We start from the raw sequence: 26,226 nt of genomic DNA on the forward strand, positions 1-26,226 counted from the left end.
CGAGCCGCGGTCAGGCGACCTTGGTTTCGTCGACGATGCGGGCCTTGATGTTGTCGACCATGTTTTCGCGGATGATCGTCTCGCCATGGGTCTCGCGCATGTGCTCGACGACCCGGCGCACGATTTCCGCATCATTGTCAGCGCGGGTGTGCCAAGCGCAACCCGGGACGAGCGAACCGCATTCGAATAGGCGCATGGTGTTCCTCCTTCCTACAATCGGCAAGCCTCCCCTTGAAAAGCCTAGCATCAACCCGCGCTCTCGCCAAATTGTTCCGGCCCGGACCCCGAGCGAAGAAAATCCTGTAAACGGGCGCTTTGTTGGTGCTATGCCTGTGGCAATCGAGGATCCAGCAAAGGCCGCATTCACACATGACCGCTGTTCAATCGGAACTGATTTCAGCCATTCGAAGCATTCCGGACTATCCGAAGCCCGGCGTCATGTTCCGTGACATCACGACCCTGCTCGGCAATCCGCGGGCCTTCCGCCGGGCGATAGACGAGCTCGTCCATCCCTATGCCGGTACCAAGGTCGACAAGATCGCCGGCATCGAGGCGAGGGGCTTTATCCTTGGCGGGGCGATTGCGCACCAGCTTTCGGCCGGCTTCATACCCATTCGCAAGAAGGGAAAGTTGCCGCACGACACGGTGCGGATCGCCTACAGTCTGGAATACGGCGTGGACGAGATGGAAATGCACAGGGACGCGGTCGCTCCCGGCGACAAGGTGATCCTCGTCGATGACCTGATCGCCACCGGCGGCACCGCCGAGGGCGCCGCCAAGCTCCTGAAGCAGATGGGTGCGGACATCGTCGCAGCCTGCTTCATCATCGATCTGCCTGAGCTCGGCGGGCGCAAGAAGCTCGAAGCGCTCGGCGTCAATGTGCGCACGCTCATCGAATTCGAGGGGCATTGAGCCCACAGGCTCATAGGCCAGGATCGAACAGCTGGCCCCGGCCATTCAAGCGAATTCGATGACCTTGCTCTCGAAGCGGATGACCGGCTCGCCGTGCTGGTTCTCGCCCTCGCAGAGGATCGTGTTGATCCGCCAGCCGGGTCGCGAGGCGACGATCCGGGCCTCCAGCAAAGTGACAGCATAGGTGATCGTGTCGCCGGCATAGACCGGCTTCAGCCACCTGAGTTCCTTGAAGCCGGGCGAGGGACCGAGCTTCGGCGCATGCAGTCCCTCGGCTGCAAGGCGGCGGCTCTCGTCTTTCCAGAACCGCAGGAAGCACTGCATCCAGCCGGCGCTGGTATGCCATCCGGAGGCGCAAAGACCGCCGAAAAGCGACTGTTTCGCCTGATGCTCGTCGACGTGGAAGGGCTGCGGGTCGAAATCGCGGGCGAAGCGGATGATGTCCTCCGCGGTGAATGTCAGGCTGCCGGTGACGACCTTGCGCCCGGCCTGGTAGAGCTCCTCCAGCGTCATCATGCGCGCGCCTCCCCATTGCGGCGCCTGAACATGACGGAGCATTCCGAAACCGCCACGGCTTCACCGCTCTGGTTCTCGATCTCGTTGCGAAATTTGACGAAGCCGATCGCGGGCTTGGTTTTCGACGGGCGCGCCTCCAGGACAAGGCTGAAGCCTGAAAGGATATCTCCGGCAAGGACCGGCTTCTTCCACTCCATGAAGTCGATGCCCGGCGACCCTTGCGAGGATGAATTGCCGAGAAAGGCCTCGATCATCATCCGCATGCCGACCGCGCTCGTGTGCCAACCGGAAGCGGCGAGGCCGCCGAGAATGCTGCTCTTGCCGACCTCTTCATCCAGATGCATGGGCTGCGGATCGAATTCGCTGGCGAAGGCGATCATGTCGTTGGCCTGCATCAGGACCGGGCTGTAGTCGAAACGCCGCCCCTGAGTGAAATCCTCGAAATAAAGCATGCCTCATTCTCTCCTTGGGCGACGCGCGTTCCAAGAGAACGCACAAAGGCCGGCCCTTACGTGGCTTCGGTCCGGCTGATTTTCCAGGTTGCGCATGTCGATTGTTCATGCGATCACCTTACCGAAAGTTGTGCGTTGCAGTATTTTCCCGCAAGGATCCGACCGTGACAGATTTGAACAAGGCCCTGGCGGCAGCCGCCGAAAAGGGACTCATATCAGCCGATCGTGTCAATGATCTTGATACTTTTCTTTCGGCGCGGGGGGTGAGTGCAGGCCCCGCAATGGCCGCCGCAAGCCGCCCTGGCGAGACATTTCACGATGCGCTAGCGGCAGAAGAGAGCGAGCAGCCGCGCTTCCTGCGCGGATTCCACGACATTCTTATCACGATCGGCGTGGTGGTCGTGCTTGTGGGTCTCTGGGGCATCGGCGGCACGATCGCCGTGCTGCCGCTAATCATCGTTCTGGCGGAAATACTCGTGCGCCGGCAGAGGCTGGCCTTGCCCGCGGTTGCGCTGACCCTGGCGCTCGTCCATTGGGTCGGGCAGGGAATGTACAACGTCATGGCGGCCGGACAGCCTGCGTGGACGGACGAGACCTATTTGATATTGGCCTATGTCTGCGCTTTTCCAGTCCCTCTGGGGCTGTTTTACTGGCGCTACAGAGTTCCCCTGTCTTTCGCCCTGTTCCTGCTGTCGATAGCAGCCGTGGCGGTCGCCTTCGTTTTCCTCGCTCTGGACAAAGCCTTCGGGGTCGACTTCGTTCTGGAACAGTATCCCCATCTGGTCGCAGCGATTCTTCTCGTGGCGGCGCTGGCGATTTTTGCGCTTGCCATGCGCTACGACATCTCGGACCCGAATCGTCTGACCTTGCGCTCCGACATAGCCTTCTGGCTGCATCTCGCCGCGGCACCGGCCTTACTCCATGCGATGCTCGGTTTCATCGTCTTATCCGGTCAGGGCGACGTTTGGTGGAGAGGCGAGGGGGGCCTGGGTCAGTCAGCCGCCGTCATTTTCCTCGTGGCGCTTTTCATGACGATCGGTCTGGTGATCGATCGCCGCGCATTCGTGACCTCGGGCCTTTTGTCGCTGGGCGCGGCCATTTGGACGATCCTGCAGAAAAGCGGCGCCTCGCTCGATACCTACGTCTTCATCGCCTTCGCGGTGGTTGGGCTGACGGTACTCGTGATCGGCATTTTCTGGCAGCCGCTGCGCCGCGCAGCGATGAGCCTGCTGCCGGTCGCGATCACCGCGCGCCTGCATGCCGTGCGGTGATCCTGGCTCGCAACGGTTCCGCGCTTACGTATTGAACCGGAAATGGATGACGTCGCCGTCCTGGACGACGTATTCCTTGCCTTCGTCGCGAGCCTTGCCGGCCTCCTTCGCGCCGTTTTCGCCGCCATAGGCGATATAGTCGTCATAGGCGATCGTGTTGGCGCGGATGAAGCCGCGCTCGAAATCCGAATGGATGACGCCGGCGGCCTGCGGGGCCTTGGTGCCGCGCGGGATCGTCCAGGCGCGCGTCTCCTTCGGTCCAACCGTGAAATAGGTGATGAGATCGAGGAGCTTGTAGCCGGCGCGGATCAGACGGTCGAGGCCGGCTTCCTCGAGACCGAGCGCCGCGAGGAATTCCTTCGCTTCCTCTTCCGGAAGCTGCGCGACTTCGGATTCGATCGCCGCCGAAATGACGACCGTTTCGGCGCCCTGTTCCCTGGCCATCTTCTCGACGGCGCGGGTGTGCTCGTTGCCGGTCGCGGCGTCGCTTTCGGCGACGTTGCAGACGTAGAGAACCGGGTGTGAGGTGAGCAGGTTGAGGCTCTGGAGAATGCGAAGCTCGTCGGCGTCGAGCTTGGAAAGCAGGGTGCGCACGGGCTTGCCTTCCTGCAGCAGCTTCAACGATGCTTCCATGATCGGAAGCTGCGCCATCGACTCCTTGTCCTTGCCGTTCGCACGCTTGCGCGTCTGTTCGGCACGCCGTTCGAGGCTGTCGAGATCGGCGAGCATCAGCTCGGTCTCGATGGTGTCGGCGTCTTCGACCGGATGGATGCGGCCTTCGACATGGGTGATGTCGTCGTCCTCGAAACAGCGCAGCACGTGGACGACGGCATCCACCTCGCGGATGTTGGCGAGGAACTGGTTGCCGAGGCCCTCGCCCTTGGACGCGCCGCGCACCAGCCCGGCGATGTCGACGAAGGAGATGCGGGTCGGGATGATTTCCTTCGACTTGGCGATGTCGGCGAGTTTGCGCATGCGCGGGTCGGGCACGGCGACTTCGCCGGTGTTCGGCTCGATCGTGCAGAAAGGATAGTTCGCCGCCTGCGCCGCCGCCGTCTTGGTCAGCGCGTTGAAGAGTGTGGACTTGCCGACATTCGGCAGCCCGACGATACCGCATTTGAAGCCCATGGCTATAATCCGTCGTTCCTGATTTCTTGAGCGTGGCTATGGGATAAAGGAGAGAGGCGGTCAAGCTTTTCGCGCCGGTCCGCTTGCTCCGGGAGCCGGGTTTCACTTGAATGCCGGGGGACGGAGCGCGATATTGGCGGTAGCGGAGCGAGGAAAAAGGTGGGCGGTTTGCCACCTTCGCCCGCTTGATCGCCAACGCTTTTCTCATGTCATCGACGGCGGATTACCCATGAGCGACAATGATGTAGCCGCAAAGCGCCTGACCAAGCCGAAGCTGGAGCGGCCGAAGCTCTACAAGGTGCTGCTGGTCAATGACGACTACACGCCGCGCGAATTCGTGGTCATGGTGCTGAAGGCGGTTTTCCGGATGAGCGAGGAGGCAGGCTACCGGGTGATGATGACGGCCCACAAGATGGGCGCTTCGGTCGTGGTGGTGTGTGCAAAGGACGTTGCGGAGACCAAAGCCAAGGAAGCGACCGACCTCGGCAAGGAGGCAGGCTTTCCGCTGCTGTTCACCGCAGAGCCCGAGGAGTGAGGCGGCGGCCTGCCCGGTTGGAGCGGGATGCGGGCGAAACCGCGCATCCCGGTCCCCTCATTCCTGTGCTTGTCACAGGAATCCAGCCAGACCAAGTCCTTGGGCTGGAAAGGCTCTTCCCGCGCCACAGACGCGGCGCTGCTGGATCCCTGTGACGAGCACAGGGATGAGGGTAGGAGAGGGTGCGGTCCCCCGGCGCGCTTCATAAACCAGGTTGACCATTGCCTCGCATATTCGCAACGGAAGTTGTATTAGCCGCACACCAGGTCCCTCATTCCTGTGCTTGTCACAGGAATCCAGCCAGACCAAGTCCTTGGGCTGAAAGAACGCTTCCCGCGCCGCAGACGCGGCGCTGCTGGATCCCTGTGACGAGCACAGGGATGAGGGGAGGAGAGATTGCAGTCCTCCGATACGTTTCCTACAACGCCGCGCGTCTTATCAGATGCGCAGAGGTCGCAGCGGCGCACGGTTGGTACTCGAGGAATTAAAGCGCATCGCCATGCGTGCCGACAAACCGACGAGAGCTTCAACGCCATTATCCATCTCGCAGCAGTTGTCATAAACTCAAGACGGATCTCAACAGGCCTTAATCCCCCTTCGGCCCGAACATCTTCTTCAGCATGTCGGCCATCGGCCCCGTCGCCGGCAGCTTCTTCGGCTGGGCCGTGACACGCGCCTGATGGATATGGGATTGCCCCGCCTGCTTCTTCGCAGCGACGGGTTTTTCCGCCTCCGGCTTGCCGCCGGTTGCCAGGGCGATCTTGTTCATGATCTGCGAATCCTCGCCCTTCACCAGCATGTCGGCATTGTCGGCGATCGCTTCGAGCAGCGGTGACAGCCAGGGCTGGTCGGCCTTGGCGAAGTCGCCGAGCACATGTGCGTGGACCAGATCCTTGACTCCGGGATGACCGATGCCGAGGCGCAGGCGGCGGTATTCCTTGCCGCAATGGGCATCGATCGACTTGATCCCGTTGTGCCCGCCGTGGCCGCCGCCGGTCTTGATCCGGGCCTTGCCGGCGGGAAGGTCCAGTTCGTCATAGATGACGACGATGTCCTTCGGCGCGAGCTTGTAGAAGCGCATCGCTTCGCCGAGCGCTTCGCCGGAGAGATTCATGAAGGTCTGCGGCTTCATCAGCAGGACGCGTTCGCCGTCGATCTCGCCTTCGGAGATCTCCGACTTGAATTTCCTCGACCAGGCGGAAAAGCCCTGGCGCCGCTGAATGGCGTCGACGGCCATGAAGCCGATATTGTGGCGGTTGCCGGCATATTTCGGGCCGGGATTGCCAAGTCCCGCGATGATCAGCATGCGGCCAAACTCCTGCATTCGCCCTGTGGCGATATATTTGAGTGGCAATCGCCACGCCCAGTTCCCTCAGCCCAAAATCACCGCCATCACCCAAAGTCAACGGCCTTTTTCCGATACCACCTTATCCGGTTCGCGGGCGGGGGGCAGCATTTGACGGGCAAAAGAAAACCCGCCCCACGAAAATGGGACGGGTTCTTTCACTCGGGGGCGATCCGGCGTGGAACAGGGCGTCCGCCGGAAACAGAAATCAAGCCTCTTCTTCGCCGCCTTCAGCTTCTTCTTCAGTCGGTTCGACTTCCTGCGTGCGGCCGGCGATCGTGGCAACCGTGAAGTCGCGGTCGGTGATGACCGGGGTCGCGCCTGCGGGAAGCGCGACGTTCGAAATGTGAACGGTGTCGCCGATCTTGAGGCCGGTGAGGTCGACCGTCAGGAATTCCGGGATGTTGTCGGCGGAAACGTTGAGTTCGACCTCGTGACGGACGATGTTCAGCGCGCCGCCCTGCTTCAGGCCCGGCGACTTCTCTTCGTTCTCGAAGCGAACCGGAACCTGCACGGATACCTGGCTGCCCTTGGTGACGCGCAGGAAATCGACGTGCATGGTGAAGTCACGGACCGGATCGAGCTGATAGTCCTTCGGCAGGACGCGGATCTTTTCGCCGTTGACGTTGATCGTCGCAACGGTGGTCATGAAACCGCCGCCGTGGATCTTCATCGTCACTTCCTTGGTGGAGAGTGCGATGGCAAGCGGGGCCTGCTTGTCACCGTAGATGACAGCCGGGATAAGACCGTTGCGGCGAAGTTCACGGGAGGACCCCTTACCAACCCGTTCGCGCGTCTCGGCCTTGAGCTCGTAGGTTTCGCTCATAGGTAGACCTTTCTATGTTGTTTGGAGAGTTCGTCCGTCAAGAATGCGGAAAAACCTGAAGCCGCCATGCGGCTTCATCCGCGTTGCCTCCAAGGGTGTCTGCGCGGACGCGGGGTCCATAACCGAGAACCGGCGCAAATGCAAGGCGCGGCTTCAGGCCCTCTTTTTGGCTAGACGCGCGAGCGCCAGCATGAGGCCGCCCGCGACAAGCCCCCAAAAGGCCCCCGACACGCCGGCGAAACCGACGCCCGAGGCGGTGACGAGAAACGTGATGGCGGCTGCTTCGCGGGTCTCGGCATTCGTGAAGGCGGCAACTGCGGAACCAGAAAAGGCGCCGATCAGCGCAAGTCCGGCAACGGCCTCGATGAGGACCGATGGGGCAAGGCTGACGAAGGTCGTGACGGCTCCGGCCAGGAGGCCGAAGACGACGTAGGCGATGCCGGCATTGATTGCCGACCAGTAGCGGCGCGTTCGATCCGGATGAGAATCGGAGCCGGCGCACATCGCCGCGGTGATCGCCGCGAGATTGACCGCATGTCCGCCGAAAGGCGCGCTCAGCAGCGTGAAAAGCCCGGTCGTGGCGAAGAGGGGACCCGGATCGGGGTGGTAGTCATTCACCTTCAGGACCGCGATGCCGGGAATGTTCTGCGATGCCATCGTAACGATGAAAAGCGGCAGAGCGATGCTGACCAGGGCGGAGGTGCTGAGGGAAGGCGGAACGAACTCGAGCTTCGGAACGAGCGCGGCGGAGAGCCCGGCCACGGCGCCCTCCGGCATCTCGATCCCGAAGGCGACGACGAGAACGAAGGCGACGAGCGCGGCGGGAACGGCATAGAGCCTGCTGAAGCTGCCGACGACGGCCCAGGCAAGAACGATAGGCAGGCCGAAGAGCGGGTTGAAGGCGATCGCCTTGACCGGAGCGAAGCAAAGGCTCAGGAGTACGCCGGCGAGCATCGCGTTTGCCAATGCCGCGGGAATGGCGGACACCATCCGGCCGAGGGGCTTCCACAGGCCGGCGACGATGATCAGCACTCCGCAGACGAGGAAGGCGCCGACGGCAGCGCTGAAGCCGCCTTCCACTGCGCCGGAACTCGCGAGCAGAGCCGCGCCCGGTGTCGACCAGGCGACGCTGACGGGAAGTCTCGTGACGGCGCTGATGACGATAGCGCAGATGCCCATCGAGACCGACAGCGCCATCAGTCCGGAGGCTGCCTGCGTCTCGTTCGCACCGACGCCGGCGAGCCCGTGCAGGACCACGGCGAAGGAGCTGGCAAAGCCCACGAATGCAATCAGCACGCCCATGAAGAGGCTTTGGACGGAGAAATCTCGGAGCATGGCGGACAACCGGGTGTTGCGATAAGCGAGGTTCCGTGTCGAGTAGCATATCCTCGCCGCCTGTCGATACCGATCTGACGGCGCGCGTCGAGGGCGGAACGAAAAAACCTTCGTCTAGCTGGACCTCCCGCAGCATCGATGCCTATAGTCAGGCCGGGGGAATTGCGCCGTGGGGGAGTTCGGCGCCTGGTTCCGCCGAAGAACGCTGTCCAAGCGGAGGAGGGGAGCGCGGGTCTCGCCCGTGTGCCTTGCTTGCAAGCGTTGATCACGTCCACGGGCCGGCGGGCCCGATCGCCGCGATCCAGGGAGGGAGCGAATGCCTTCGATCAGGGACCACTCCGAGCGGGTCTACCGCATCGCACATCAATCTTCCGCTGCGGTGACTTCGCCGGTCGCTGCATCGTGGCGCCGCTGCATGACGCTGCACGGCCTGGCGCCCGAGGAGGCGCGTTCACCCTGGCGGCTTTCCGAGAGCGAGTTCCGGCTGGCGCGCGAAAGCTCCGGCGTCCTGATCGCGGAGGCGAAAGGCGAGCTCGACCGGCTGTTCGCCACGGTCGGAAAGGCCGGGTGCTGCCTGCTGCTGACCGACGGAAAGGGCGTTGCGCTGGAACGACGCGGCGCCGGCGGCGACGATGCGGACTTTCGCGGTATCGGATTGTGGTCGGGAACCGTGTGGAGCGAGGCGAGCGTCGGGACCAATGGCATCGGTACGGCGATCGCGGACGAGCGTCCGGTCCTCATCCAGCGCGACCAACACTTTCTCAGCCGCAATATCGGCCTGAGCTGCGCGACGGCACCGATCCGCGACGAGAGCGGCAAGCTCGCCGCAGCGATAGACATCTCCACCTGCCGCGACGACGCATCCGAGGCGACGCTCTCGATCCTCTCGCAGGCGGTGCGCGATGCCGCAGCACGAATCGAGGCCAATCTTTTCCGCCGCGCTTTCGTCGGCGCTCGCATCGTTCTCGTACCGGTCGATCGGACGGGACCTGCACTGCTTGCGGTCGACCGTGACGATCTCGTTCTCGGCGCGACGCGGGCTGCCCGGCTGTGGCTCGGACTCGACGACGAGCGTATCGCCGCCGGCGTCCCGGCTTCCGACCTGCTTCAGGAAGACCTGCCTGGCGAGGGCGGCGAATTGCCGGACGCCGAACGTGCGGCGCTGCGCCGTGCGCTCTCTCGGGCGAGGGGTAATGTGTCGATGGCGGCCGATCTCCTCGGCATCAGCCGCGCGACCCTCTACCGCAAGATGAAGCGCCTTTCTCTCAACTGATCGATATGGACGTCGACCTGTCGCAATTCTGAAACAGTCGGTGCCATCAACCGCGGCGCCGCCCTACCGGAAAAGCACGTTCGGCCTCACTCTCCTTCCACAGCAACCGCACCGCTGTCATCCAAGGGAGGAAGTCCATGCTGCATCAGAAGATCGTCGAGAACCCCTACAAGCAGAAATACGGAAACTTCATCGGCGGCGAATGGCGCGAACCCGTTGCGGGACGCTATTTCGACAACACGACGCCGATCACCGGCGGCACGCTTTGCCAGGTCGCGCGTTCGGACGCCGCCGACATCGAGCTTGCTCTCGACGCGGCGCACGCCGCAAGGGAGAAATGGGGCCGGAGTTCGGCGACGGAGCGGTCCAACATACTGATGAAGATCGCCGCCCGCATGGAGGACAATCTGGAGCTTCTGGCACGGGCCGAAACCTGGGACAACGGCAAGCCGATCCGCGAGACGATGGCCGCCGACATTCCGTTGGCGATCGATCATTTCCGCTATTTCGCGGCCTGCATCCGTGCGCAGGAAGGTTCGATCGGCGAGATCGACCATGACACCGTCGCCTACCATTTCCACGAGCCGCTCGGCGTCGTCGGCCAGATCATTCCCTGGAATTTCCCGATCCTGATGGCCGCCTGGAAGCTCGCGCCGGCGCTTGCCGCGGGAAATTGCGTCGTGCTCAAACCGGCCGAGCAGACGCCGGGCTCGATCCTGGTCTGGGCGGAACTTATTGGCGACCTCCTGCCGCCGGGTGTCCTCAACATCGTCAACGGCTTCGGCCTCGAAGCGGGCAAGCCGCTCGCCACCAGCCCGCGCATCGCCAAGATCGCTTTTACCGGCGAGACGACGACCGGGCGGCTTATCATGCAATATGCCAGCCAGAACCTCATCCCGGTCACGCTGGAGCTCGGCGGGAAGTCGCCGAACATCTTCTTCGCGGACGTCGCCAGCGAGGACGACGACTTCTTCGACAAGGCGCTCGAGGGCTTCGCCATGTTCGCGCTGAACCAGGGCGAGGTCTGCACCTGCCCGAGCCGCGCGCTTGTCCAGGAGAGCATCTACGACCGCTTCATGGAGCGGGCGGTAAAGAGGGTCGAGGCGATCCGGCAGGGCAATCCGCTCGATGAAGCAACGATGATCGGTGCCCAGGCTTCGAGCGAACAGCTCGAGAAAATCCTCGCCTATATCGAAATCGGCAAGGAGGAAGGCGCCGAGGTGCTGACCGGCGGCGGGCGCAATGTGCTCGAAGGCGATCTCTCGGGCGGCTACTACGTCAAGCCGACCGTGTTCCACGGCCACAACAGGATGCGCATCTTTCAGGAGGAGATTTTCGGGCCGGTCGTGTCGGTCACGACCTTCAAGACGGAAGCCGAGGCGCTGGAAATCGCCAATGACACGCTCTACGGGCTCGGCGCCGGCGTGTGGAGCCGCGATGCCAATCGCTGCTACCGCTTCGGCCGCGCGATCGAGGCCGGCCGTGTCTGGACCAATTGCTACCACGCCTATCCGGCGCACGCCGCCTTCGGCGGTTACAAGCAATCCGGCATCGGGCGCGAGACGCACAAGATGATGCTCGATCACTACCAGCAGACGAAGAACATGCTGGTAAGCTACAGCCCGAAAGCGCTCGGCTTCTTCTGAGCCGGCCGGGCCCGTGCCGGCCCGGTCCTCTCGGCGGGCTCCCGATGCTTCATCGGGGGCCCTCCGGCTTCCGCGAATGAGGAGATGCAAATTGAGCGACGGAGCAACGGAGTCGCGCGTGCTTGCGACGGATGCGGCGATCGACCTCATCCGCGAAATCCGGCGCGATCATCCGGATATACTCTTTCACCAGTCGGGCGGCTGCTGCGACGGCTCGTCGCCCATGTGCTACCCGGCGGACGATTACATCGTCGGCGATAACGACGTGAAGCTCGGCGAGATCGACGGCGTGCCCGTCTATATCAGCTCGAGTCAGTACGAGGTCTGGAAGCACACGCAGCTGATCATCGACGTCGTGCCCGGCAGGGGCGGCATGTTTTCGCTGGATAACGGCCGGGAGAAGCGGTTCCTCACCCGCTCGCGCCTGTTTGGTGGGGGCGAGGCTTGCCTGGTGCAGCCCCGCGGTTGACCACGGGAAATTTGTCCGCGTGTTTTCGTTTCATGCTATCGCTGGTTATCTTCAAGCGACGGATGGCCGGCATGGAAAAGCAGCAAGACAAGCACCTGAAATTCCGCGCATTGCATGATCGCGAGGGCGCTTTCGTAATTCCCAATCCCTGGGATGCAGGTTCTGCGCGCATTCTCGCGGCGGTCGGCTTCGAGGCGCTGGCGACGACGAGCGCGGGGCTTGCGTTTTCCATCGGCCGGAGGGACTCGGCGGCGGCTCTCTCGCGCGACGTCATATTGCAGAATGCCCGCGATATCGTCGAGGCGACCGAATTGCCGGTGTCCGCGGATCTGGAGGACGGTTCGGTAAGGATCCGCTGTGCTGTGCCGAGACGATTTCGCTTGCGGCAGGCGTCGGGCTCGTCGGTGGTTCGATCGAAGACGCAACCGGTGATGCGGCCGATCCCGTCTTCGAGTTCGGCCTGGCCGTGGAACGTGTTGCCGCTGCCGCAGAGGAAGCCCGCAAGCACCCCTTCGTCCTCACCGCGCGCGCCGAGAACTTCCTGTGCGGACGGCCTGACCTCGACGATACCATCCGGCGCCTCGTCGCATTCGAGGAGGCCGGTGCGGATGTCCTCTATGCGCCGGGGCTGCCCGACATCGAAGCGATCCGAACGGTCTGCTCCGCCGTCAAGCGCCCGGTCAATATGGTCATGGGGCTCGCCGGGCAGGTCTACACAGTGGAACAACTGCAGGAGGCGGGCGTGAAGCGCATCAGTGTCGGCGGCTCTTTTGCTCGGGCGGCCCTTGCCGCACTCATGAGCGCGGCGCGAGAGGTCAAGGAGCACGGCACTTTCACCTATGCGAAAAGTGCCATGCCGGCCCGCGAGGCGGCCTCATACATGCTGGACGTCAAGAGATGAACGACGTCCGCGTCTGATGAGACGCGCGGCGTCGTAAACGTCAATCGAACAGGCTCGATACCGATTCTTCCTGGCTCGTGCGGCTGATCGCCTCGCCGAGCAGCGCGGCGGTCGAGATCACACGGATATTGTGCGCGGACTGCACTGCCGTCGTCGGCTGGATCGAATCGGTGATCACCAGTTCTTTCAGCATCGAGGAGGTGACGCGCGCGACAGCGCCGCCGGAGAGGACGCCGTGGGTGATATAGGCAGTGACGCTGGTCGCGCCGTTCTTCAGCAGTGCCTCGGCGGCGTTGCAGAGCGTTCCGCCGGAATCGACGATATCGTCGATGAGAAGGCAGTCCTTGCCGTTGACTTCGCCGATGACGTTCATGACTTCCGATTCACCGGGGCGGTCGCGACGCTTGTCGACGATCGCCAGCAGACAGTCCAGCCGCTTGGCGAGCGCCCGGGCACGCACGACGCCGCCGACATCCGGCGAAACGACCATGACGTTCTTGAGGTTGTAGTTCTCCTTGACGTCTCGCGCGAGGATCGGAACGGCGTAGAGGTTGTCGGTCGGGATATCGAAGAAGCCCTGGATCTGCCCGGCGTGCAGGTCGAGGGTCAGAACGCGGTCCGCACCGGCTTCGGTAATGAGATTGGCGACCAGCTTGGCGGAGATCGGCGTGCGAGGACCGGGTTTTCGGTCCTGCCGGGCATAGCCGAAATAGGGAAGGACGGCGGTGATGCGGCGAGCCGAGGAGCGCCGGACCGCGTCGATCATGATGAGGAGTTCCATCAGATGATCGTTGGTCGGGAAGGAGGTCGACTGGACGATGAAGACGTCCTCGCCGCGCACGTTCTCGCCGATTTCGACGAAGATTTCCTGATCGGCGAAGCGCCTTACTGTGGCTTTGCCGAGCGGCAGGTTGAGATAGTTGCAGATCGCTTCGGCCAGCAGCCGGTTCGAATTGCCTGCGAAAACCTTCATTGACGGTCCGCCTTGAGCTGGCGCGGCCACGTCCGGTCGTCCGGGGGGTGGGTTCTCCGCGCAGATTCCGTGAGCCATTCCGATTGCGGGCAATCACTGCGGACGGCCGCTGTCAGAGCTGATCGGCCGCTTTTTAGCGTCCTTGAAGGTGAATGCAAGGGGATTGCTGCGGCGCAACGCTCAATATCCGAAAAACTTTGCGCCAGCCGGCCAAGATGACGGCGATTCCGGGCCGATTGGCCGAAAATCAGAAAGCGCGGGCAAGCGGAGCGCGAGCGGAGACGCTAACCCGCGGTCGACCGACGCCATTCGATGTAGGCGTCGATCGTCTGGCTGGCGATCGCCTCCATCGTTTCTGCCGGGACCGCGCTCCAGGGGTCGGCCGCTGTGTTTGCAACGGAGTCCTGTCCCTGGATGCGGTGCAGGCGATTGCCGCTGCCGTCGAGTATGTCCCAGACATAGACGACCGTCGTCTTGCCGCCGTCGTTGAGCGCTGAAAAATATCCCTTGAGGATATGGTCGCTGGTTTTGTCGGTCGAGCTCTTGATCGCGAGGCCCTGACTGCGCGCAGAGGCTCCGAGCTGCTTCGAGAGCGGCCTGACCGCCTGGACCGGTGCGCCGATGATCGGCAGAAAACGGATTCCGCCCGAGCCGGTCGCAGCTGCCGCAGGCGATGCGGCGGCTTGCTGCGTCGGCGCGGGCGCCTGCGTCGTTTCGACCGGTGTGGGCTGCTCCTCGCCGCCATTGTCTTGCGTCGCGTCTTCCAGGGGCGGTGCCTGATGCCGGGCGATCCGGGCAGGCGCCGACTGAGGCTGCATCGTCTGTACCGGTGCTTCACCGCCGGCGAGACGGTTTGCCTGGCCTTCCAGCGTGCCGGCCGGGTCGGTGTAGTCGCTATAGCCGACATTGTCGGCGGCGTGCTGCGGAGGCGGGCTCGAAATGTTCGGCTGTGCCGCGAAGGCGGCGGAGCGGCCCGGCGGCACGCTTTCCACCGGCATCACCGCGGTCTGCGCCGACATGGAGTCGAGATCCGACTGGGTCACCGGAGGGGAGCGGAAAGTGCCTTCGCCCACATCCACCTGCGGGATCAGGGCGTCGGTCGTGTTGCAGCCGGCCAAGGCTGCGGCAAGGCCAAGGCTGGCGATCGGATTGATCTGCTTGCGCATCGTTCCCACCGTCTCCGCTAGATCACGATGATTTGAGGTCGAGCCGACCTAAAATTATGACCGTGATCGCTTCCAAAGAGCGAGAGCGGGACGCGGGCGGAAAACCGCACGCACTTTTCCTCATCCCGCTCTCGAACATCCCGGCGCCGGATGCGGCGGCTGCAGCGCCGCGCGCCCTATGGACGCGCAAAGGTCGCTGCAGCAGGATCAGCCGCCGGCGCGTTCTTCACTTTCGACGGAAATCATAGGGCGATTTCCTTACGCAGATATGAAGTCCAGTCCGTAGCGCGAGAGCGGGCGGGGGGTGTCGGCCGTGGTGAGATAGGTCTGGCCGAGCGTCATGGCGGTGCCGCTGTCCGAATCCATGATGATCATGTGGACGAAGAGGGACATGTCCGGCTCGATCTCCTGCGGATTGCCGATATGGAACATCTGGTGTTCCATCCAGGAGGGCGAGAAGCGTGCGCCGAGCGAATAGCCGCAGGCGTTCAGACGGTGCCGGGCAAGGCCGCGCTCGTCCATGATCTTTGCATGCACGTCGAAGACGGTCCCGAAGGTATTGCCGGGTCGAAGCACCATTTCGATCGCCTGGATCGTTTCCCGGCAGGCGCTGTAAAGCTCGCGGTGGCGGTTGGTGGGCTCGCCGATCACGACCGTGCGCATCATCGCCGCATGGTAATGGGCGCTGACACCGGCCCATTCGAGCGTGAGCTGATCGTTGGCGTCGAGGTTGCGCCGGCCGGCCTTGTAGCGGCAGAGCAGTGCGTCGGCCCCGGAACCGATGATGAACTCGTTGGCCGGATAATCGCCGCCGCCGGCGAAAACGGCACCCTGCATGGCCGCGAGGATATCCGCCTCGCTGCCGCCCGGGCGGATGAGTGGCAGCGCCGCGTCGAGCGCGTCGTCTGCAAGGCTCGCCGCCTTCTCGACATAAGCGATCTCCGCCGGGCTCTTGATCAGACGCAGGCGGCTGACGAGCAGCGAGGCGTCGACCAGTTCCCCGAAAGTGGAGAGCTGGTGGTCGACGAGGCGCGCCGTTCTTCCGGTCATGCCGTGGGTGTCGTATTCGACGCCGATGCGGCGGCCGAGGAGATCGAGCTCACTGAGCAGATTCTTGAGGTCCATGGCCGGATCGGCATTGACCCGATCCACCCATATTTCGATGCGCTCGATATTCGACGTATGACGCGCCTGGCGCAGGTCGGCCGAACGGGTGAGCAGGACCATGGAACCATCCCGCTTGACCACCAGCGACTGGAAGAAGCAATAGCCGAAGGTGTCGTAGCCGGTCAGCCAGTACATGCTCTCCTGGGCGAAGAGCAGTATCGCGTCGAGCTTTTCCTCCTGCATCTTGGCCGTGAGCCGCGCCAGGCGGGCCGCATATTCTTCTTCGGCGAAATGAAGCGCCATCTCAAACCTCCCGTATGGAAATCGCTGATATCTGCCGCCCGTAATCAGGCTCCTGCCTGTGCGTCGTACGGCGATAGGAGAAGAAGCGGTCTTCGTCCGCATAGGTGCAGATGCCGAGGTTTTCCGCCGTCACGCCGGCCTCGGCCAACCGCCGGACCGTCAATCCGGGAAGGTCGAACATGGCGTGGCCGTCGCGGCCCGACGGCGTGAAAAACGACGCATAGCTTGCCTCGGTGGCGACGAAGCGGGCTACGAATTCGGGGCCGACCTCGTAGTGGCTCCGGCTGATCGACGGGCCGAGGCAGGCGATGATGCGCTCGCGGCGGGCGCCGAGCGAGATCATCGCTTCGACGGTGCTTTCGAGCACGCCGCCGAGCGCGCCCTTCCATCCGGCATGGGCGGCACCGATCACGCCTGCTTCCGGATCGGCGAAAAGGACCGGACCGCAGTCGGCGGAGAGAACGCCGAGGACGATGCCGGGCGTTGCCGTTACCAGAGCATCGGCATCCGGCCGCGCGCCGTCGTAACCGGCGTCGACGATGATCGCGTCCGGCGAATGGACCTGGTGCACCGTGGCAAGTTGTCGTGGCTCCGCGTCGAACCAGCGGGCGACCCGGGCTCGGTTCTCGCCGACCCGTTCCCGCTCGTCGTTCGAGCCGAGACCGACATTCAAACCGCGGTAGATGCCCTCGGAAACGCCTCCCTGGCGCGTGAAATAACCATGTGCGATTGCCGGGCCTGCCTTTGCGGCGAAGAGCGGGCTCTGCACAGGGGATAGCGAGGCATCATCCTGCATTCGGTGTTTTCGCCCTCGTGATTTTCTAAGCTTCGTTGGAATTGAGGGCGCGTTGCGGCCCGTCGACTTGCAGCTGATTTGCCGGCGCGATGTTGACCCGGCAGGCGGGGACTGTCAATCGCCCTGCCGAGCCGAGAGACCCGAGGCGGTGCACGGCCGGCGCTAAGACGCCTTCTTCCGGAAGGGCGCCAGGGCGACTTCCGGACTGCTTACCACCAGCACCTTGAACAGCTCTCCCATCCTGCCCGCGCCGGAGCCCGCAAGCCGCTCGACATCGTCGCGGATGCTTTCCTGGGTCGTGTCGTCCTTGTCCCGGCCGAGCGCCGCGGCGCGTTCCAGGAGTCCGAGGCCGACCAGGAAATCACCCTGACGGGCAAGTCCGTTGATCTGCACACCCTCCGCTTTCGCACGGCTCGCCAACTGCTCGAAATCGACATGGCTGGTCAGGTCGGCGAGACCGGGATTGGCAAGCGGCGGATCATATTCGTGATTGCGGACGGCCTGCAGCGTGTCGCCGTAGCCGGTCGCCAGATGGCCGTAGTCGATGATGATCGCCGTGCCGCTGCCGGCCCGGAGGCGCTCGCAAAGCGCGGCCATCACCGCGTCGCGGGCGGGGGAGATTTCGAAGACCGTGCCTTCCGCGACGGTGGGCGCGGGAGAGGGCAGCAATGCGGGATCAATGCCGGTAATGCCTGCGGCAAAGGTCAATCGGCCCTCCGCATCGAGGCCGACCATGCGCTCACGGAAGCCCTGTGCGGTCCGCACGAACTGACGGATCGGAATTGCGTCGAAAAGCTCGTTCGCAGCCAGGAGCAGGAATCCGGAGGGAAGGCTGTCGAAGCTCTCATGCCAGCGGACCTTGCCTTCGTGTTCAGCCAAGGTCTCGGCCTGCAGCTTGCGAAGCCGGTCGCTGGTTTCGACGAGATGAACGGTTGCGGTCCGGTACAGCGCCGGCGCCAGCCGCCGGATGACGCGGAGCATGTCGGACATCATCGTGCCGCGGCCCGGACCGATCTCGGCGATAGTCGCGTCCTCAGGCGTGCCGTGCTGCTGCCATGCATGCACGAGGAATATGCCGATCATCTCGCCGAAGAGCTGGCTGATCTCCGGCGCGGTGGTGAAATCTCCCGCCGGCCCGAACGGTTCGCGGACGCGGTAATAGCCATGCTGCGGATCGGCAAGGCAGAGGGAGAAATAGTCGGTCACGCTGATCGGTCCGTTGGTCCGGATCAGCGCCTTGACCTTGTCGGCGAGAGGATTCGTCATGACTTGTCCAGTCAAGCGGCGGCAGCCGCGCTGCGCGCCCGCGCAATGGCCCAGATTCCGGCCAGTAGCATCGGCAGTGAAAGTACCATGCCCATGGTAAGCCAGTCCCCCGCAAGATAGCCGATCTGTGCGTCCGGTTCGCGGAAGAATTCCACGAAAATGCGGCTCGCGGCATAGCCGCAGACGAAGATGCCGGTGACAAGGCCGGGTATTTTCAAGGCTCTCCGGCGATAAACGAACCAGGCGAGCACGACCAGAAGCACAATGCCTTCGAGGGCCGCCTCGTAAAGCTGACTGGGATGACGGGCGAAGGGGCCTCCGGTCGGGAAGACGACCGCCCAGGGCATCGAGGACAGGCGGCCCCAGAGTTCTCCATTGATGAAATTGGCGATGCGCCCGAAGAAGAGCCCGATCGGCACCACTGCTGCCACGACGTCGAACAGGCTCCAGAGGGGGATGGCGTTCCTGCGCGCAAAGATGATCATCGCCAGCGTGGTGCCGAGAAGGCCGCCATGGAAGGACATGCCGCCGTTCCAGATCTGGATCGCGCGGACGGGATTCTCGAGGATGGAGCCGAGATCGTAGAAAAGGATGTAGCCGATGCGCCCGCCAAGTACGATGCCGCCGGCCGCCCAGAGCAGGAAGTCGTCAAGCTGCGCCAGGTTGAGGGGGGCGATGCCGTTGCGCCAGAGCGAAGCGTTCTGGATTATGCGGCGCGCGTAGAGCCATCCGAGGAGTATCCCCGCGACATAGGCGAGCCCGTACCAGCGCACGGCGAGCGGCCCTATCGTGAAGATGACGGGGTCGATTTCGGGGAAGGGCAGGATGGCGAGGCGGGTCGCGATTGTTTCCAAGGTCTTCTCTCGTGCCGGACCGATGATTTCGGCGGAACATGACGAGCGAATCCGGCGCGGTCAAGCACCCGCTGCCGCCGCGCAGCGACGCCCCCGCCTCTTCGAACGTAGAAAGGTGCCCGCAGTACGCTATACTGCCCCATCGCCCCATCGCAAATTCAAGGACCCTGGAGAACGTTGAGCGGCGTCACGGACGTCATTTTCCTTGCATCCTCACGCCGGGGACCCTACCTGAAATCATGAGCTCCGCCGCATGTGGCGGGATGGAAATGGAGACCAGAAAGATGAGCACAGGCGCCAACCGTATTCTCGATGATCTCGCTCGGCTGATGACGGATGCGGCGGGCGCGGCCCAAGGGGTGCGGCGCGAGGTCGAGGCGGCATTCCGGGCGCAAACCGAAAACTGGCTGAATTCGCTCGATGTCGTGAAGCGCGAGGAGTTCGAGGCGGTCAAGGAGATGGCCGCACGGGCACGGGACGAAAACGACGCTCTCCTTACTCGTATCGAAGCGCTGGAAGCACGTTTGGCCGCGACCGGTCCGGCAGCCGGCGACATCACGACGGGCAAGTAAAAAACCTGCCGCAGGTTGGCCTTCGGTCGCCGTCTACCCTCGAGCCGTGTGCCTTTCCGGTTCTCACGGATGCGAATGCGGCGCGGGGCCAATCGGCCACCCCGCCGTCGCCCGGCGCATTTCACTTCGTCAGCGTCACGGTTAACAAAAACTGAAAAGTTTTCCACCTGTGGACACTGGCAAAAAACCTTTATCGCAGAGTCGTTTAAGCAGCCGCGCTGAATCAGATTCATAGCGCGGGGCGCAATTCTTCCCGGCAATTTTTAGGCTCAGGGGCTGGCACGCTGACTCTGCCGTTATACACTGATTTTAAATGATGATTCGACACGGACCAAGCAAGCTCCGGGCAGGGTGAGTAAGCCAGGATAGTCGCAGGTCCAGCAATCATAGTGTGTTCGTATCCGGTATTGGGTTTGCAGTGTTGCGTCCTGTGAGCGTGACTTTGCGCGCCTTAGCCGCGCCTTTAGGGTGATGCATGAGCCTTTTGGAAATGGAAGTCGAGCGCCAGTCCAACCCGGTCGATATGATCGAGTTCGTTGCCGCGAACAATGACTGGTCGTTCGAGCGATCCGGCGAGGACGAAATTGCCATGACCGTCGAAGGCAGGTGGGCGGACTACCATGTTTCCTTTTCCTGGATGGAGGAGTTCGAGGCGCTGCATCTGGCCTGTGCCTTCGACATCAAGGTGCCGGACAGCCGCGCAAACGAGGTGATACGACTTCTGTCCCATATCAACGGCCAGGTGCTGATGGGTCATTTCGATCTTTGGCGCCAAGAAGAAGTCATCATCTTCCGGCAATCTCTGTTGCTCGCCGGTGGAGCGGAACCGACGAACCAGCAGGTCGAGGTGCTCCTGTCGAACGCGCTCGACGCCTGCGAATCCTATTTCCAAGCGTTCCAGTTCGTCGTTTGGTCGGGCATGGACGCGCAGCGCGCGGTCGACGCGGTATTGTTCGAGACCGTTGGGGAGGCATGAAGTGAGCTTTGCCGTTTCGGGTCCGATCGTGCTCGTCGGCGCCGGCAATATGGGCGGCGCCATGCTCGCGGGCTGGCTGAAGAGCGGAGTGCGCGGCAACGACGTTCTCGTCATCGATCCGGGCCCGTCACCGGCGATGGCAAAGCTGCTCACGGATAGCGGTGTGCAACATGCGACCTCCGCTCCGGCGGGCGCCGAGGCGGGCGCGATTTTCATCGCGGTCAAGCCGCAGGTGATGGAAACAGTGCTGCCTCCTCTGAAAGGGCTCGTCGGTCCGCAAACCGTGATCGTTTCGGTGGCCGCCGGCAAGACTCTCGGTTTCATCGAGCGGCACCTGGGTGAGGCGGCGACGGTGCGCGCCATGCCGAATACGCCGGCCATGATCGGACGTGGTGTGACCGGCGCCTTCGCGAATGCGCGCGTCAGCGATGCTCAGCGCGCCCTTGTGCATGATCTGCTGAAAGTCAGCGGCCCCGTCGAATGGGTCGGGAACGAAGCGGATATCGATGCCGTGACCGCCGTCTCCGGCAGCGGCCCGGCCTATGTCTTCTATCTCGTCGAGTGCATGGCGGAGGCCGGGCGCAAGGCCGGACTCGAGGCGGACCTAGCCATGCGTCTTGCTCGGGAAACCGTCGCGGGGGCTGGTGAACTCCTCCATCAGTCCCCCGACGATGCAGCGCGCCTGCGCCAGAACGTCACTTCGCCCGGCGGTACCACGGCGGCTGCACTGGCGGTATTGATGGCGGATGACGGCATGCAGCCGCTCTTCGACCGGGCCATTGAGGCGGCGCGCAAGCGCGCGGAAGAACTGGCCGGGTAATTCCAGGCGAGAACGGCGCGTCTCGCAGTTCACTCTGAAGTTGTCGCAATCGTTCACGTTTCCGGTCGTACGTCGAATTGGCCCATCGACCCATCGACCCATCGACGTGATCCGGGGAACATTCATGACCGAAATCATTTCCTACGCCGATTTCGAACGCGTCGACATACGTGTCGGTACAATCGTGGAAGCGGAACCCTTTCCCGAGGCGCGCAAGCCGGCAATCAAGCTCAAGATCGATTTCGGCCCTGACATCGGCATCAGGAAATCCTCCGCGCAAATCACGGCGCACTACAAGCCCGAGGAACTCGTCGGCAGGCAGGTTCTGGGTGTCGTCAATTTCCCGCCGCGCCAGATCGGCCCCGTCCGTTCCGAGGTGCTCACGCTCGGCTTCGAAGACGAGGCCGGTGCGATCGTGCTCGCATCCACCGACAAGCCGGTGCCGAACGGCAAGAAGCTGATGTGATCGTCCCCGTATTTACGTCGGCACACGCACCGTCGCGCGCAGGCCGCCGAGGGGGCTGTCTGCGAGCGTGACATTGCCGCCATGGCTGCGGGCGATGTCGCGGGCAACGGCAAGGCCGAGGCCGGTGCCGGAACTGTCGAGATTGCGGGCTTCGTCCAGGCGGAAGAACGGTTTGAACACGTCTTCGCGTGACCGCTCGGGAATGCCCGGGCCGTCGTCATCGACTGTGATGGTCAGCCATTTCGCGCTCTGGCGGGCCTCGATATGCACGGTGTTCGCATAGCGATAGGCGTTGGATGCGAGATTGGAGATGAGCCGCGTGAAGGCGTTCGGCCTCACGTGAATCTCGTTCTCGCCCTGGATCTCGGTCGTCAGCGTCTTGCCGTACAACTCCGCCTCCGCCGAAAGCCGCGCCATCAGATCGCTGAGTTTCAGCTGGCCGACATCCTCTTCCGCGTCTCCTCGGGCGAAGGCGAGGTAGCCTTCCAGCATGTTCTGCATGTCCTCCACGTCCTGGTTGAGGCTTTCGAGGTCCGGATTGTTGCCCACAAGTGCCAGCTGCAGCTTGAACCGGGTCAGGATCGTCCTCAAGTCGTGGCTGACACCGGTCAGCATCGCGGTGCGCTGTTCGATCTGGCGCTCGATCCGCTCGCGCATCAGGATGAAGGCGAGACCGGCCCGCCGAATTTCATTGGCACCCCGCGGTGCGAAATCGTCGATCTTCTGTCCCTTGCCGAAGCTCTCCGCTGCGCTTGCGAGCGCCAGGATCGGCCTGATCTGCCCGCGCAGGAAGAGAATCGCGATCGTCAGCAGGACGAGGGACGCGCCGACCATCCATACGAGGAAGATGTGTGTGTTCGATGCATAGGCCTGGTTGCGGCGGGCATAGACCCTGAGAATGCGGTCGTCTTCGAGCTTGATACGAATTTCCACGATCTTCGAATTGCCGACCGTATCGATCCAGAAGGGACGCCGGATCTGGTCCGAAATCTCCTCGCTGAGGATCTGGTCGAGGATTTCGAAGAAGGGCTTGGGGCGTGGCGGCGGCAGCTCTCCGCCGGGCTCGACGGTTATGTTGAGGTCGAGCTGATCGCGGGCGATGCGGACGATCTGGTCGATATCGCCCTCCCGCGGGAAGGTCGTGATCAGGTCGACGATGGCGGCGATGTCGTTGGTCACCGCCGAGGAGAGGCGCTGGGTGACGAGTTGCCAGTGCCGCTCCATGAACACGAAGGCGACCACGGACTGCAGCAGCACCATCGGGATGACGACGATCAGAAGCGAGCGCGCGTAAAGACCCATCGGCAGCCGGCGCCGCAGCCAGCGGACCACGCGCTTCCAGCCGCCGTCCGCGGGTGTCGTTCCTTCGCGCTTCAAACCGTCAAAGCTTGCCATGGCCCTTGATCCGGCACTCGTTTCTGCCCATCGTCAGTCAACGCTCAGCCGGTAACCGATGCCGCGAACGGTCTGCAGCCAGACGGGGTTGGAAGGATCGTCCTCGATTTTACGCCTTAGCCGGTTTATCTGCACGTCTATCGTCCGCTCGCCGACCTCGGCGTCGTCGCCGATCAGCTCGTGGCGCGGAATGGTTTCGCCGGCGCGCTGCGAAAACAGCGTCATGATCTCCTGCTCACGGTCGGTGAGGCGGATATGGTCGGCTCCGCGGCGCAGTTCCTTGCGCACGACCGAGAAGGTGTAGGGCCCGAAAATAACCTGATCGACCTTATGTGTCTGTGTCGGCTGGTTGCGGCGCAGAATATTGTTGATGCGGAGCACGAGTTCGCGCGGCTCGAAAGGCTTCGGCAGGTAATCGTCGGCGCCCGCCTCCAGCCCTTCGATACGCGAATTCGCCTCCGCCAGCGCCGTCAGCATGATGATCGGCACCGACTTGATCTGCCTGAGACTTTGCGTCAGAGCGATGCCGCTTTCCCCCGGCATCATCACGTCGACGACCAGAAGATCGAAATCGATTCCTATCAGCTTTCGCCGGGCCTCGTCGGCATCGGCTGCCGTCGTTACGCGAAATCCCTGTTCGACCAGATAGCGGTTGAGCAGGTCGCGGATGCGCCGGTCATCGTCGACGACCAGAAGATGCGCCGCATCGTCGGAGACTGTCGCCTTTGCTATCATCTTTCGCTACCCTCATTGCCCGTCAAGCCGGAAAGGCTGCGCCAAAAATGCCGGAGACCGTGCAGCACAGGCGCCGCGGTCTCCCATTCTCATTCAAGGGGCTACCCGTTCTGCCACGAACGACGAGCCGACGTCCAATCAGACGCGCACAGGTCGCGTAACATTTTGAATCGTTGTGTGACTCTCGGGCGGCTTCCCTGCAGCGCCGCACAGTGAATCAGCCCGCAACGTCGTTCATCATGTTGGCGAGAAACCGCTTCACGGTTTCCCGCGCACCCGGTCCGGCCCTTGCCAACGCATCCGCTATGCGGCGGGACTGTGGTTCGGCAAGCGCCCGCGCCAGGGCCTGGCCTTCCGGCGTCGTGTAGAGCATGCGCTGCCGCCGGTCTTCGGGACCGGTTACCTGCCGGATATAGCCGGAATCGATCAACTGCTTGAGGACACGGGCAAGGCTCTGCTTGGTGATCTTCAGCGTTTCGAGAAGGTCCGCGACCGTCATGCCGGGTTCGCGGTTGACGAAATGCACGACGCGATGATGCGCGCGGCCGAATCCGCTCTTCTCGAGAATGGCGTCCGGGTCGCCGGTGAAGTCGCGATAGGCAAAGAAAAGCAACTCGATGATCTCGAAATCTATCGTGTCCATATCTTCGCCAGCGCTGTCGCTTACGCTCTTGTTCCTGATCTGGCCGACCACGCGGTCATATCCTTTCAATCGAAATGCCGTTCCCGAAACATACCGCAATATATGTCAGTTTGGTTGACATATTTCCATCGAGTCGCATTCATTCAGGGCGAAGACACGCACATGGCGCCTCGGCGACACGCGGAAAAGGCGGCCGCAGCCGCCTTTTGCATTACGATGGATGTCGCCTGAAGACTCACGCCTGCTTGCCGACGAACTGCCCGACAATGCCGTTGAGAACGCCGCCGCCGACGAGAGCGCCGATTGCCTGCATGGCCAGACCGGTCGCGGCGGCCTCTCCGCCAAGCATCTGGATCAGGAACCCGCCGCCGAGGCCGCCGATGGCACCGACGATCGTGCGTGCCACGACTCCGAATGCCTGCTGCTTCAGCATGGCGCTGGCGGCGTTTCCGCCAGCTGCCCCCGCAATCAACTGGGTAATGATAGGCACTAATGCTTCCATCGATCCCTCCGTCCTGCGACCCCTCATCCAGAGCCGCGACATACCGGACAATCCGGCACGGGAAGGTTGAAGCCGACGGGGAGAATTGTCAATTTTGCCACCACTGGTGTTGGCCACAGGCGGCGATCCGGAAGCGGGCCTGTGGGATAGTCGCTTGAGTTGTTTCGGGAATTTATTTCGGGCGCGCGCGAGCCCACGAGGATCCTCGAAGCGGCATCGCTCGTGCTCTCTCCTGCCGGCGCGCTTCCGACGGGTGATTCGCCATGACGCAGCGTTCTTAAATTGACGCTGCGCCACTGTGCTTTCCCGCTTTTCGCCTGACGATTAGCGATAGACGTAGACAACCCTTCTTGTCCCCGGATCGACAAGGACGGGCTGGCCATTAATGGTCACGTACTGATACTCGTAGTCGGGAATTGGCTGGACGGCCACCGTGTTCGGCAGCGTGGCACCGACGACGGCCTCTCCATCTACATAGACGGTGTCGACCGGGTTCTCGGTGATATAGGTGCGGACCGTAGGAGGCGGAGTCACCGCTTCGACCTGCTCGACCGGACCCACCAGTTCGAGCGGTTCGGACGGCGCCACCACGGTCTCGCCCTCATAGGCGACCGTCGGGACCGAGAGCTCCGTGCGGCGTTCCTGGATAACGGCTGTCGTACCGCCCATGTCCGTGGCCAGGTAACGGGCGTAAGCCCAGCCGCGCAAGCCGTTGACGTCGATGCGGCACCAGTTGCTTCCCTCCATGCAGCCGTCGAGCACGGCAGCACTGCCGCGCGTGGCGACACCGACCGCAGGATATTGCGGGCCGGGTCCCGCACGCACATTGAGGTCCGTCAGCGTCGTTGCGCTCATTTCGGCATGGGCTGCGGGAATGGCGGCGAGCATCGCGCCGGCTGCCAAAGCCGCTCTGAGCGGGGCCGCTTTGAACAGAGTTGGAGAGAGGGTCTTCATCATCTTGCTCCTTCATTTGCAGGCCAGAACGCGCCGCGCTGCAGGGATGTTCCCCCCGTCACATCACGAAATGCAGGGATGAAACATAT

General features: G+C 63.0%; 28 protein-coding genes and 1 pseudogene. 11 read left to right on the plus strand and 18 right to left on the minus strand.

Annotated features, from left to right (window positions below; all coding sequences use genetic code 11):
- Window positions 1–10: 10 nt before the first annotated feature.
- Complete coding sequence (locus tag ACFHWW_RS09670; RefSeq protein WP_003534500.1) at window positions 11–196, minus strand: DUF1059 domain-containing protein; 186 nt, start codon at window positions 194–196, stop codon at window positions 11–13.
- 173 nt (window positions 197–369) lie between these two features.
- Here ACFHWW_RS09670 and ACFHWW_RS09675 point away from each other — a divergent pair, with 173 nt between their 5' ends.
- Window positions 370–912: an adenine phosphoribosyltransferase gene (locus tag ACFHWW_RS09675; protein WP_028010466.1), complete on the plus strand. Its 543-nt coding sequence runs from the start codon at window positions 370–372 to the stop codon at window positions 910–912.
- Between the two features lie 45 nt (window positions 913–957).
- On the opposite strand, the gene ACFHWW_RS09680 is transcribed toward ACFHWW_RS09675, so the two are convergent.
- Complete coding sequence (locus ACFHWW_RS09680) at window positions 958–1,428, minus strand: MaoC family dehydratase (RefSeq protein WP_100671835.1); 471 nt, start codon at window positions 1,426–1,428, stop codon at window positions 958–960.
- Window positions 1,425–1,880: a MaoC family dehydratase gene (locus ACFHWW_RS09685; RefSeq protein WP_100671834.1), complete on the minus strand. Its 456-nt coding sequence runs from the start codon at window positions 1,878–1,880 to the stop codon at window positions 1,425–1,427. Before ACFHWW_RS09685 ends, ACFHWW_RS09680 begins: the two co-directional genes overlap by 4 nt.
- Window positions 1,881–2,044: 164 nt before the next feature.
- Here ACFHWW_RS09685 and ACFHWW_RS09690 point away from each other — a divergent pair, with 164 nt between their 5' ends.
- On the plus strand, window positions 2,045–3,151 hold the full coding sequence (locus tag ACFHWW_RS09690) for a hypothetical protein (protein WP_379938083.1): 1,107 nt from the start codon (window positions 2,045–2,047) through the stop codon (window positions 3,149–3,151).
- A gap of 24 nt (window positions 3,152–3,175) precedes the next feature.
- Here the strand turns inward: ACFHWW_RS09690 and ychF are convergent, their stop codons facing one another.
- Window positions 3,176–4,279: a redox-regulated ATPase YchF gene (gene ychF, locus ACFHWW_RS09695; RefSeq protein ID WP_379938084.1), complete on the minus strand. Its 1,104-nt coding sequence runs from the start codon at window positions 4,277–4,279 to the stop codon at window positions 3,176–3,178.
- Window positions 4,280–4,508: 229 nt separating this feature from the next.
- Here ychF and clpS point away from each other — a divergent pair, with 229 nt between their 5' ends.
- Window positions 4,509–4,814, plus strand: coding sequence for an ATP-dependent Clp protease adapter ClpS (gene clpS / locus ACFHWW_RS09700; protein WP_379938085.1), 306 nt, complete (start codon window positions 4,509–4,511; stop codon window positions 4,812–4,814).
- Window positions 4,815–5,400: 586 nt separating this feature from the next.
- On the opposite strand, the gene pth is transcribed toward clpS, so the two are convergent.
- The 3 genes from pth to ACFHWW_RS09715 all read right to left on the minus strand — a co-directional run bounded on the left by pth (window position 5,401) and on the right by ACFHWW_RS09715 (window position 8,320).
- Window positions 5,401–6,120, minus strand: coding sequence for an aminoacyl-tRNA hydrolase (pth, locus tag ACFHWW_RS09705; RefSeq protein WP_379938086.1), 720 nt, complete (start codon window positions 6,118–6,120; stop codon window positions 5,401–5,403).
- 247 nt (window positions 6,121–6,367) lie between these two features.
- On the minus strand, window positions 6,368–6,985 hold the full coding sequence (locus tag ACFHWW_RS09710; protein WP_018095651.1) for a 50S ribosomal protein L25/general stress protein Ctc: 618 nt from the start codon (window positions 6,983–6,985) through the stop codon (window positions 6,368–6,370).
- A 153-nt stretch (window positions 6,986–7,138) separates the two neighbouring features.
- Entirely contained in the window at window positions 7,139–8,320 is a 1,182-nt protein-coding gene (locus ACFHWW_RS09715; RefSeq protein ID WP_100671829.1) for a benzoate/H(+) symporter BenE family transporter, read from the minus strand.
- A gap of 316 nt (window positions 8,321–8,636) precedes the next feature.
- Here ACFHWW_RS09715 and ACFHWW_RS09720 point away from each other — a divergent pair, with 316 nt between their 5' ends.
- The 4 genes and pseudogenes from ACFHWW_RS09720 to ACFHWW_RS09735 all read left to right on the plus strand — a co-directional run bounded on the left by ACFHWW_RS09720 (window position 8,637) and on the right by ACFHWW_RS09735 (window position 12,609).
- Window positions 8,637–9,593 (plus strand): helix-turn-helix domain-containing protein, encoded by a 957-nt coding sequence (locus ACFHWW_RS09720; RefSeq protein ID WP_379938087.1) that lies wholly within the window; start codon window positions 8,637–8,639, stop codon window positions 9,591–9,593.
- 137 nt (window positions 9,594–9,730) lie between these two features.
- Window positions 9,731–11,239, plus strand: coding sequence for an aldehyde dehydrogenase (gene adh, locus ACFHWW_RS09725; RefSeq protein ID WP_100671828.1), 1,509 nt, complete (start codon window positions 9,731–9,733; stop codon window positions 11,237–11,239).
- Window positions 11,240–11,330: 91 nt separating this feature from the next.
- On the plus strand, window positions 11,331–11,708 hold the full coding sequence (locus ACFHWW_RS09730) for a DUF779 domain-containing protein (protein WP_100671827.1): 378 nt from the start codon (window positions 11,331–11,333) through the stop codon (window positions 11,706–11,708).
- A 71-nt stretch (window positions 11,709–11,779) separates the two neighbouring features.
- Window positions 11,780–12,609: pseudogene (locus ACFHWW_RS09735) on the plus strand (oxaloacetate decarboxylase).
- A gap of 40 nt (window positions 12,610–12,649) precedes the next feature.
- On the opposite strand, the gene ACFHWW_RS09740 reads toward ACFHWW_RS09735, so the two are convergent.
- The 6 genes from ACFHWW_RS09740 to lgt form a co-directional block, all read right to left on the minus strand.
- On the minus strand, window positions 12,650–13,582 hold the full coding sequence (locus tag ACFHWW_RS09740) for a ribose-phosphate pyrophosphokinase (protein WP_018095645.1): 933 nt from the start codon (window positions 13,580–13,582) through the stop codon (window positions 12,650–12,652).
- A gap of 284 nt (window positions 13,583–13,866) precedes the next feature.
- Window positions 13,867–14,748, minus strand: coding sequence for a hypothetical protein (locus ACFHWW_RS09745; RefSeq protein WP_379938088.1), 882 nt, complete (start codon window positions 14,746–14,748; stop codon window positions 13,867–13,869).
- Window positions 14,749–15,006: 258 nt separating this feature from the next.
- Window positions 15,007–16,158: a Xaa-Pro peptidase family protein gene (locus tag ACFHWW_RS09750; RefSeq protein ID WP_018095643.1), complete on the minus strand. Its 1,152-nt coding sequence runs from the start codon at window positions 16,156–16,158 to the stop codon at window positions 15,007–15,009.
- Between the two features lies 1 nt (window position 16,159).
- Window positions 16,160–16,954 carry a peptidoglycan editing factor PgeF gene (gene pgeF / locus ACFHWW_RS09755; RefSeq protein ID WP_018095642.1) on the minus strand — a complete coding sequence of 265 codons (795 nt, stop codon included), beginning with the start codon at window positions 16,952–16,954 and terminating at the stop codon, window positions 16,160–16,162.
- Window positions 16,955–17,116: 162 nt separating this feature from the next.
- Window positions 17,117–18,220, minus strand: a complete 1,104-nt coding sequence (locus tag ACFHWW_RS09760) for a class I SAM-dependent methyltransferase (RefSeq protein WP_379938089.1) — start codon at window positions 18,218–18,220, stop codon at window positions 17,117–17,119.
- An 11-nt stretch (window positions 18,221–18,231) separates the two neighbouring features.
- Window positions 18,232–19,074 carry a prolipoprotein diacylglyceryl transferase gene (gene lgt, locus ACFHWW_RS09765; protein WP_379938090.1) on the minus strand — a complete coding sequence of 281 codons (843 nt, stop codon included), beginning with the start codon at window positions 19,072–19,074 and terminating at the stop codon, window positions 18,232–18,234.
- A gap of 284 nt (window positions 19,075–19,358) precedes the next feature.
- Between lgt and ACFHWW_RS09770 the strand changes: the two genes are divergently transcribed.
- The 4 genes from ACFHWW_RS09770 to ACFHWW_RS09785 all read left to right on the plus strand — a co-directional run bounded on the left by ACFHWW_RS09770 (window position 19,359) and on the right by ACFHWW_RS09785 (window position 21,908).
- Window positions 19,359–19,646 (plus strand): accessory factor UbiK family protein, encoded by a 288-nt coding sequence (locus ACFHWW_RS09770; protein WP_275597556.1) that lies wholly within the window; start codon window positions 19,359–19,361, stop codon window positions 19,644–19,646.
- Window positions 19,647–20,121: 475 nt separating this feature from the next.
- Window positions 20,122–20,622, plus strand: coding sequence for a YbjN domain-containing protein (locus ACFHWW_RS09775; RefSeq protein WP_018095638.1), 501 nt, complete (start codon window positions 20,122–20,124; stop codon window positions 20,620–20,622).
- A gap of 1 nt (window position 20,623) precedes the next feature.
- Window positions 20,624–21,442 carry a pyrroline-5-carboxylate reductase gene (proC, locus tag ACFHWW_RS09780; RefSeq protein ID WP_379938091.1) on the plus strand — a complete coding sequence of 273 codons (819 nt, stop codon included), beginning with the start codon at window positions 20,624–20,626 and terminating at the stop codon, window positions 21,440–21,442.
- Window positions 21,443–21,566: 124 nt separating this feature from the next.
- Entirely contained in the window at window positions 21,567–21,908 is a 342-nt protein-coding gene (locus tag ACFHWW_RS09785; RefSeq protein WP_018095636.1) for a tRNA-binding protein, read from the plus strand.
- Between the two features lie 12 nt (window positions 21,909–21,920).
- Here the strand turns inward: ACFHWW_RS09785 and ACFHWW_RS09790 are convergent, their stop codons facing one another.
- From ACFHWW_RS09790 to ACFHWW_RS09810, 5 genes are all read right to left on the minus strand, one after another.
- Entirely contained in the window at window positions 21,921–23,303 is a 1,383-nt protein-coding gene (locus tag ACFHWW_RS09790) for an ATP-binding protein (RefSeq protein ID WP_100671822.1), read from the minus strand.
- 33 nt (window positions 23,304–23,336) lie between these two features.
- Complete coding sequence (locus ACFHWW_RS09795) at window positions 23,337–24,038, minus strand: response regulator (protein WP_013844742.1); 702 nt, start codon at window positions 24,036–24,038, stop codon at window positions 23,337–23,339.
- A 217-nt stretch (window positions 24,039–24,255) separates the two neighbouring features.
- Window positions 24,256–24,732, minus strand: coding sequence for a MarR family winged helix-turn-helix transcriptional regulator (locus tag ACFHWW_RS09800; RefSeq protein WP_100671821.1), 477 nt, complete (start codon window positions 24,730–24,732; stop codon window positions 24,256–24,258).
- Between the two features lie 184 nt (window positions 24,733–24,916).
- Entirely contained in the window at window positions 24,917–25,183 is a 267-nt protein-coding gene (locus ACFHWW_RS09805; RefSeq protein ID WP_100671820.1) for a hypothetical protein, read from the minus strand.
- 324 nt (window positions 25,184–25,507) lie between these two features.
- Window positions 25,508–26,137: a DUF1236 domain-containing protein gene (locus tag ACFHWW_RS09810; RefSeq protein WP_275597558.1), complete on the minus strand. Its 630-nt coding sequence runs from the start codon at window positions 26,135–26,137 to the stop codon at window positions 25,508–25,510.
- Between the last annotated feature and the right edge of the window lie 89 nt (window positions 26,138–26,226).

Origin of the sequence: Sinorhizobium sp. P24N7 (assembly GCF_042436655.1) — a bacterium.
Classification (GTDB): Bacteria; Pseudomonadota; Alphaproteobacteria; order Rhizobiales; family Rhizobiaceae; genus Sinorhizobium; species Sinorhizobium meliloti_A.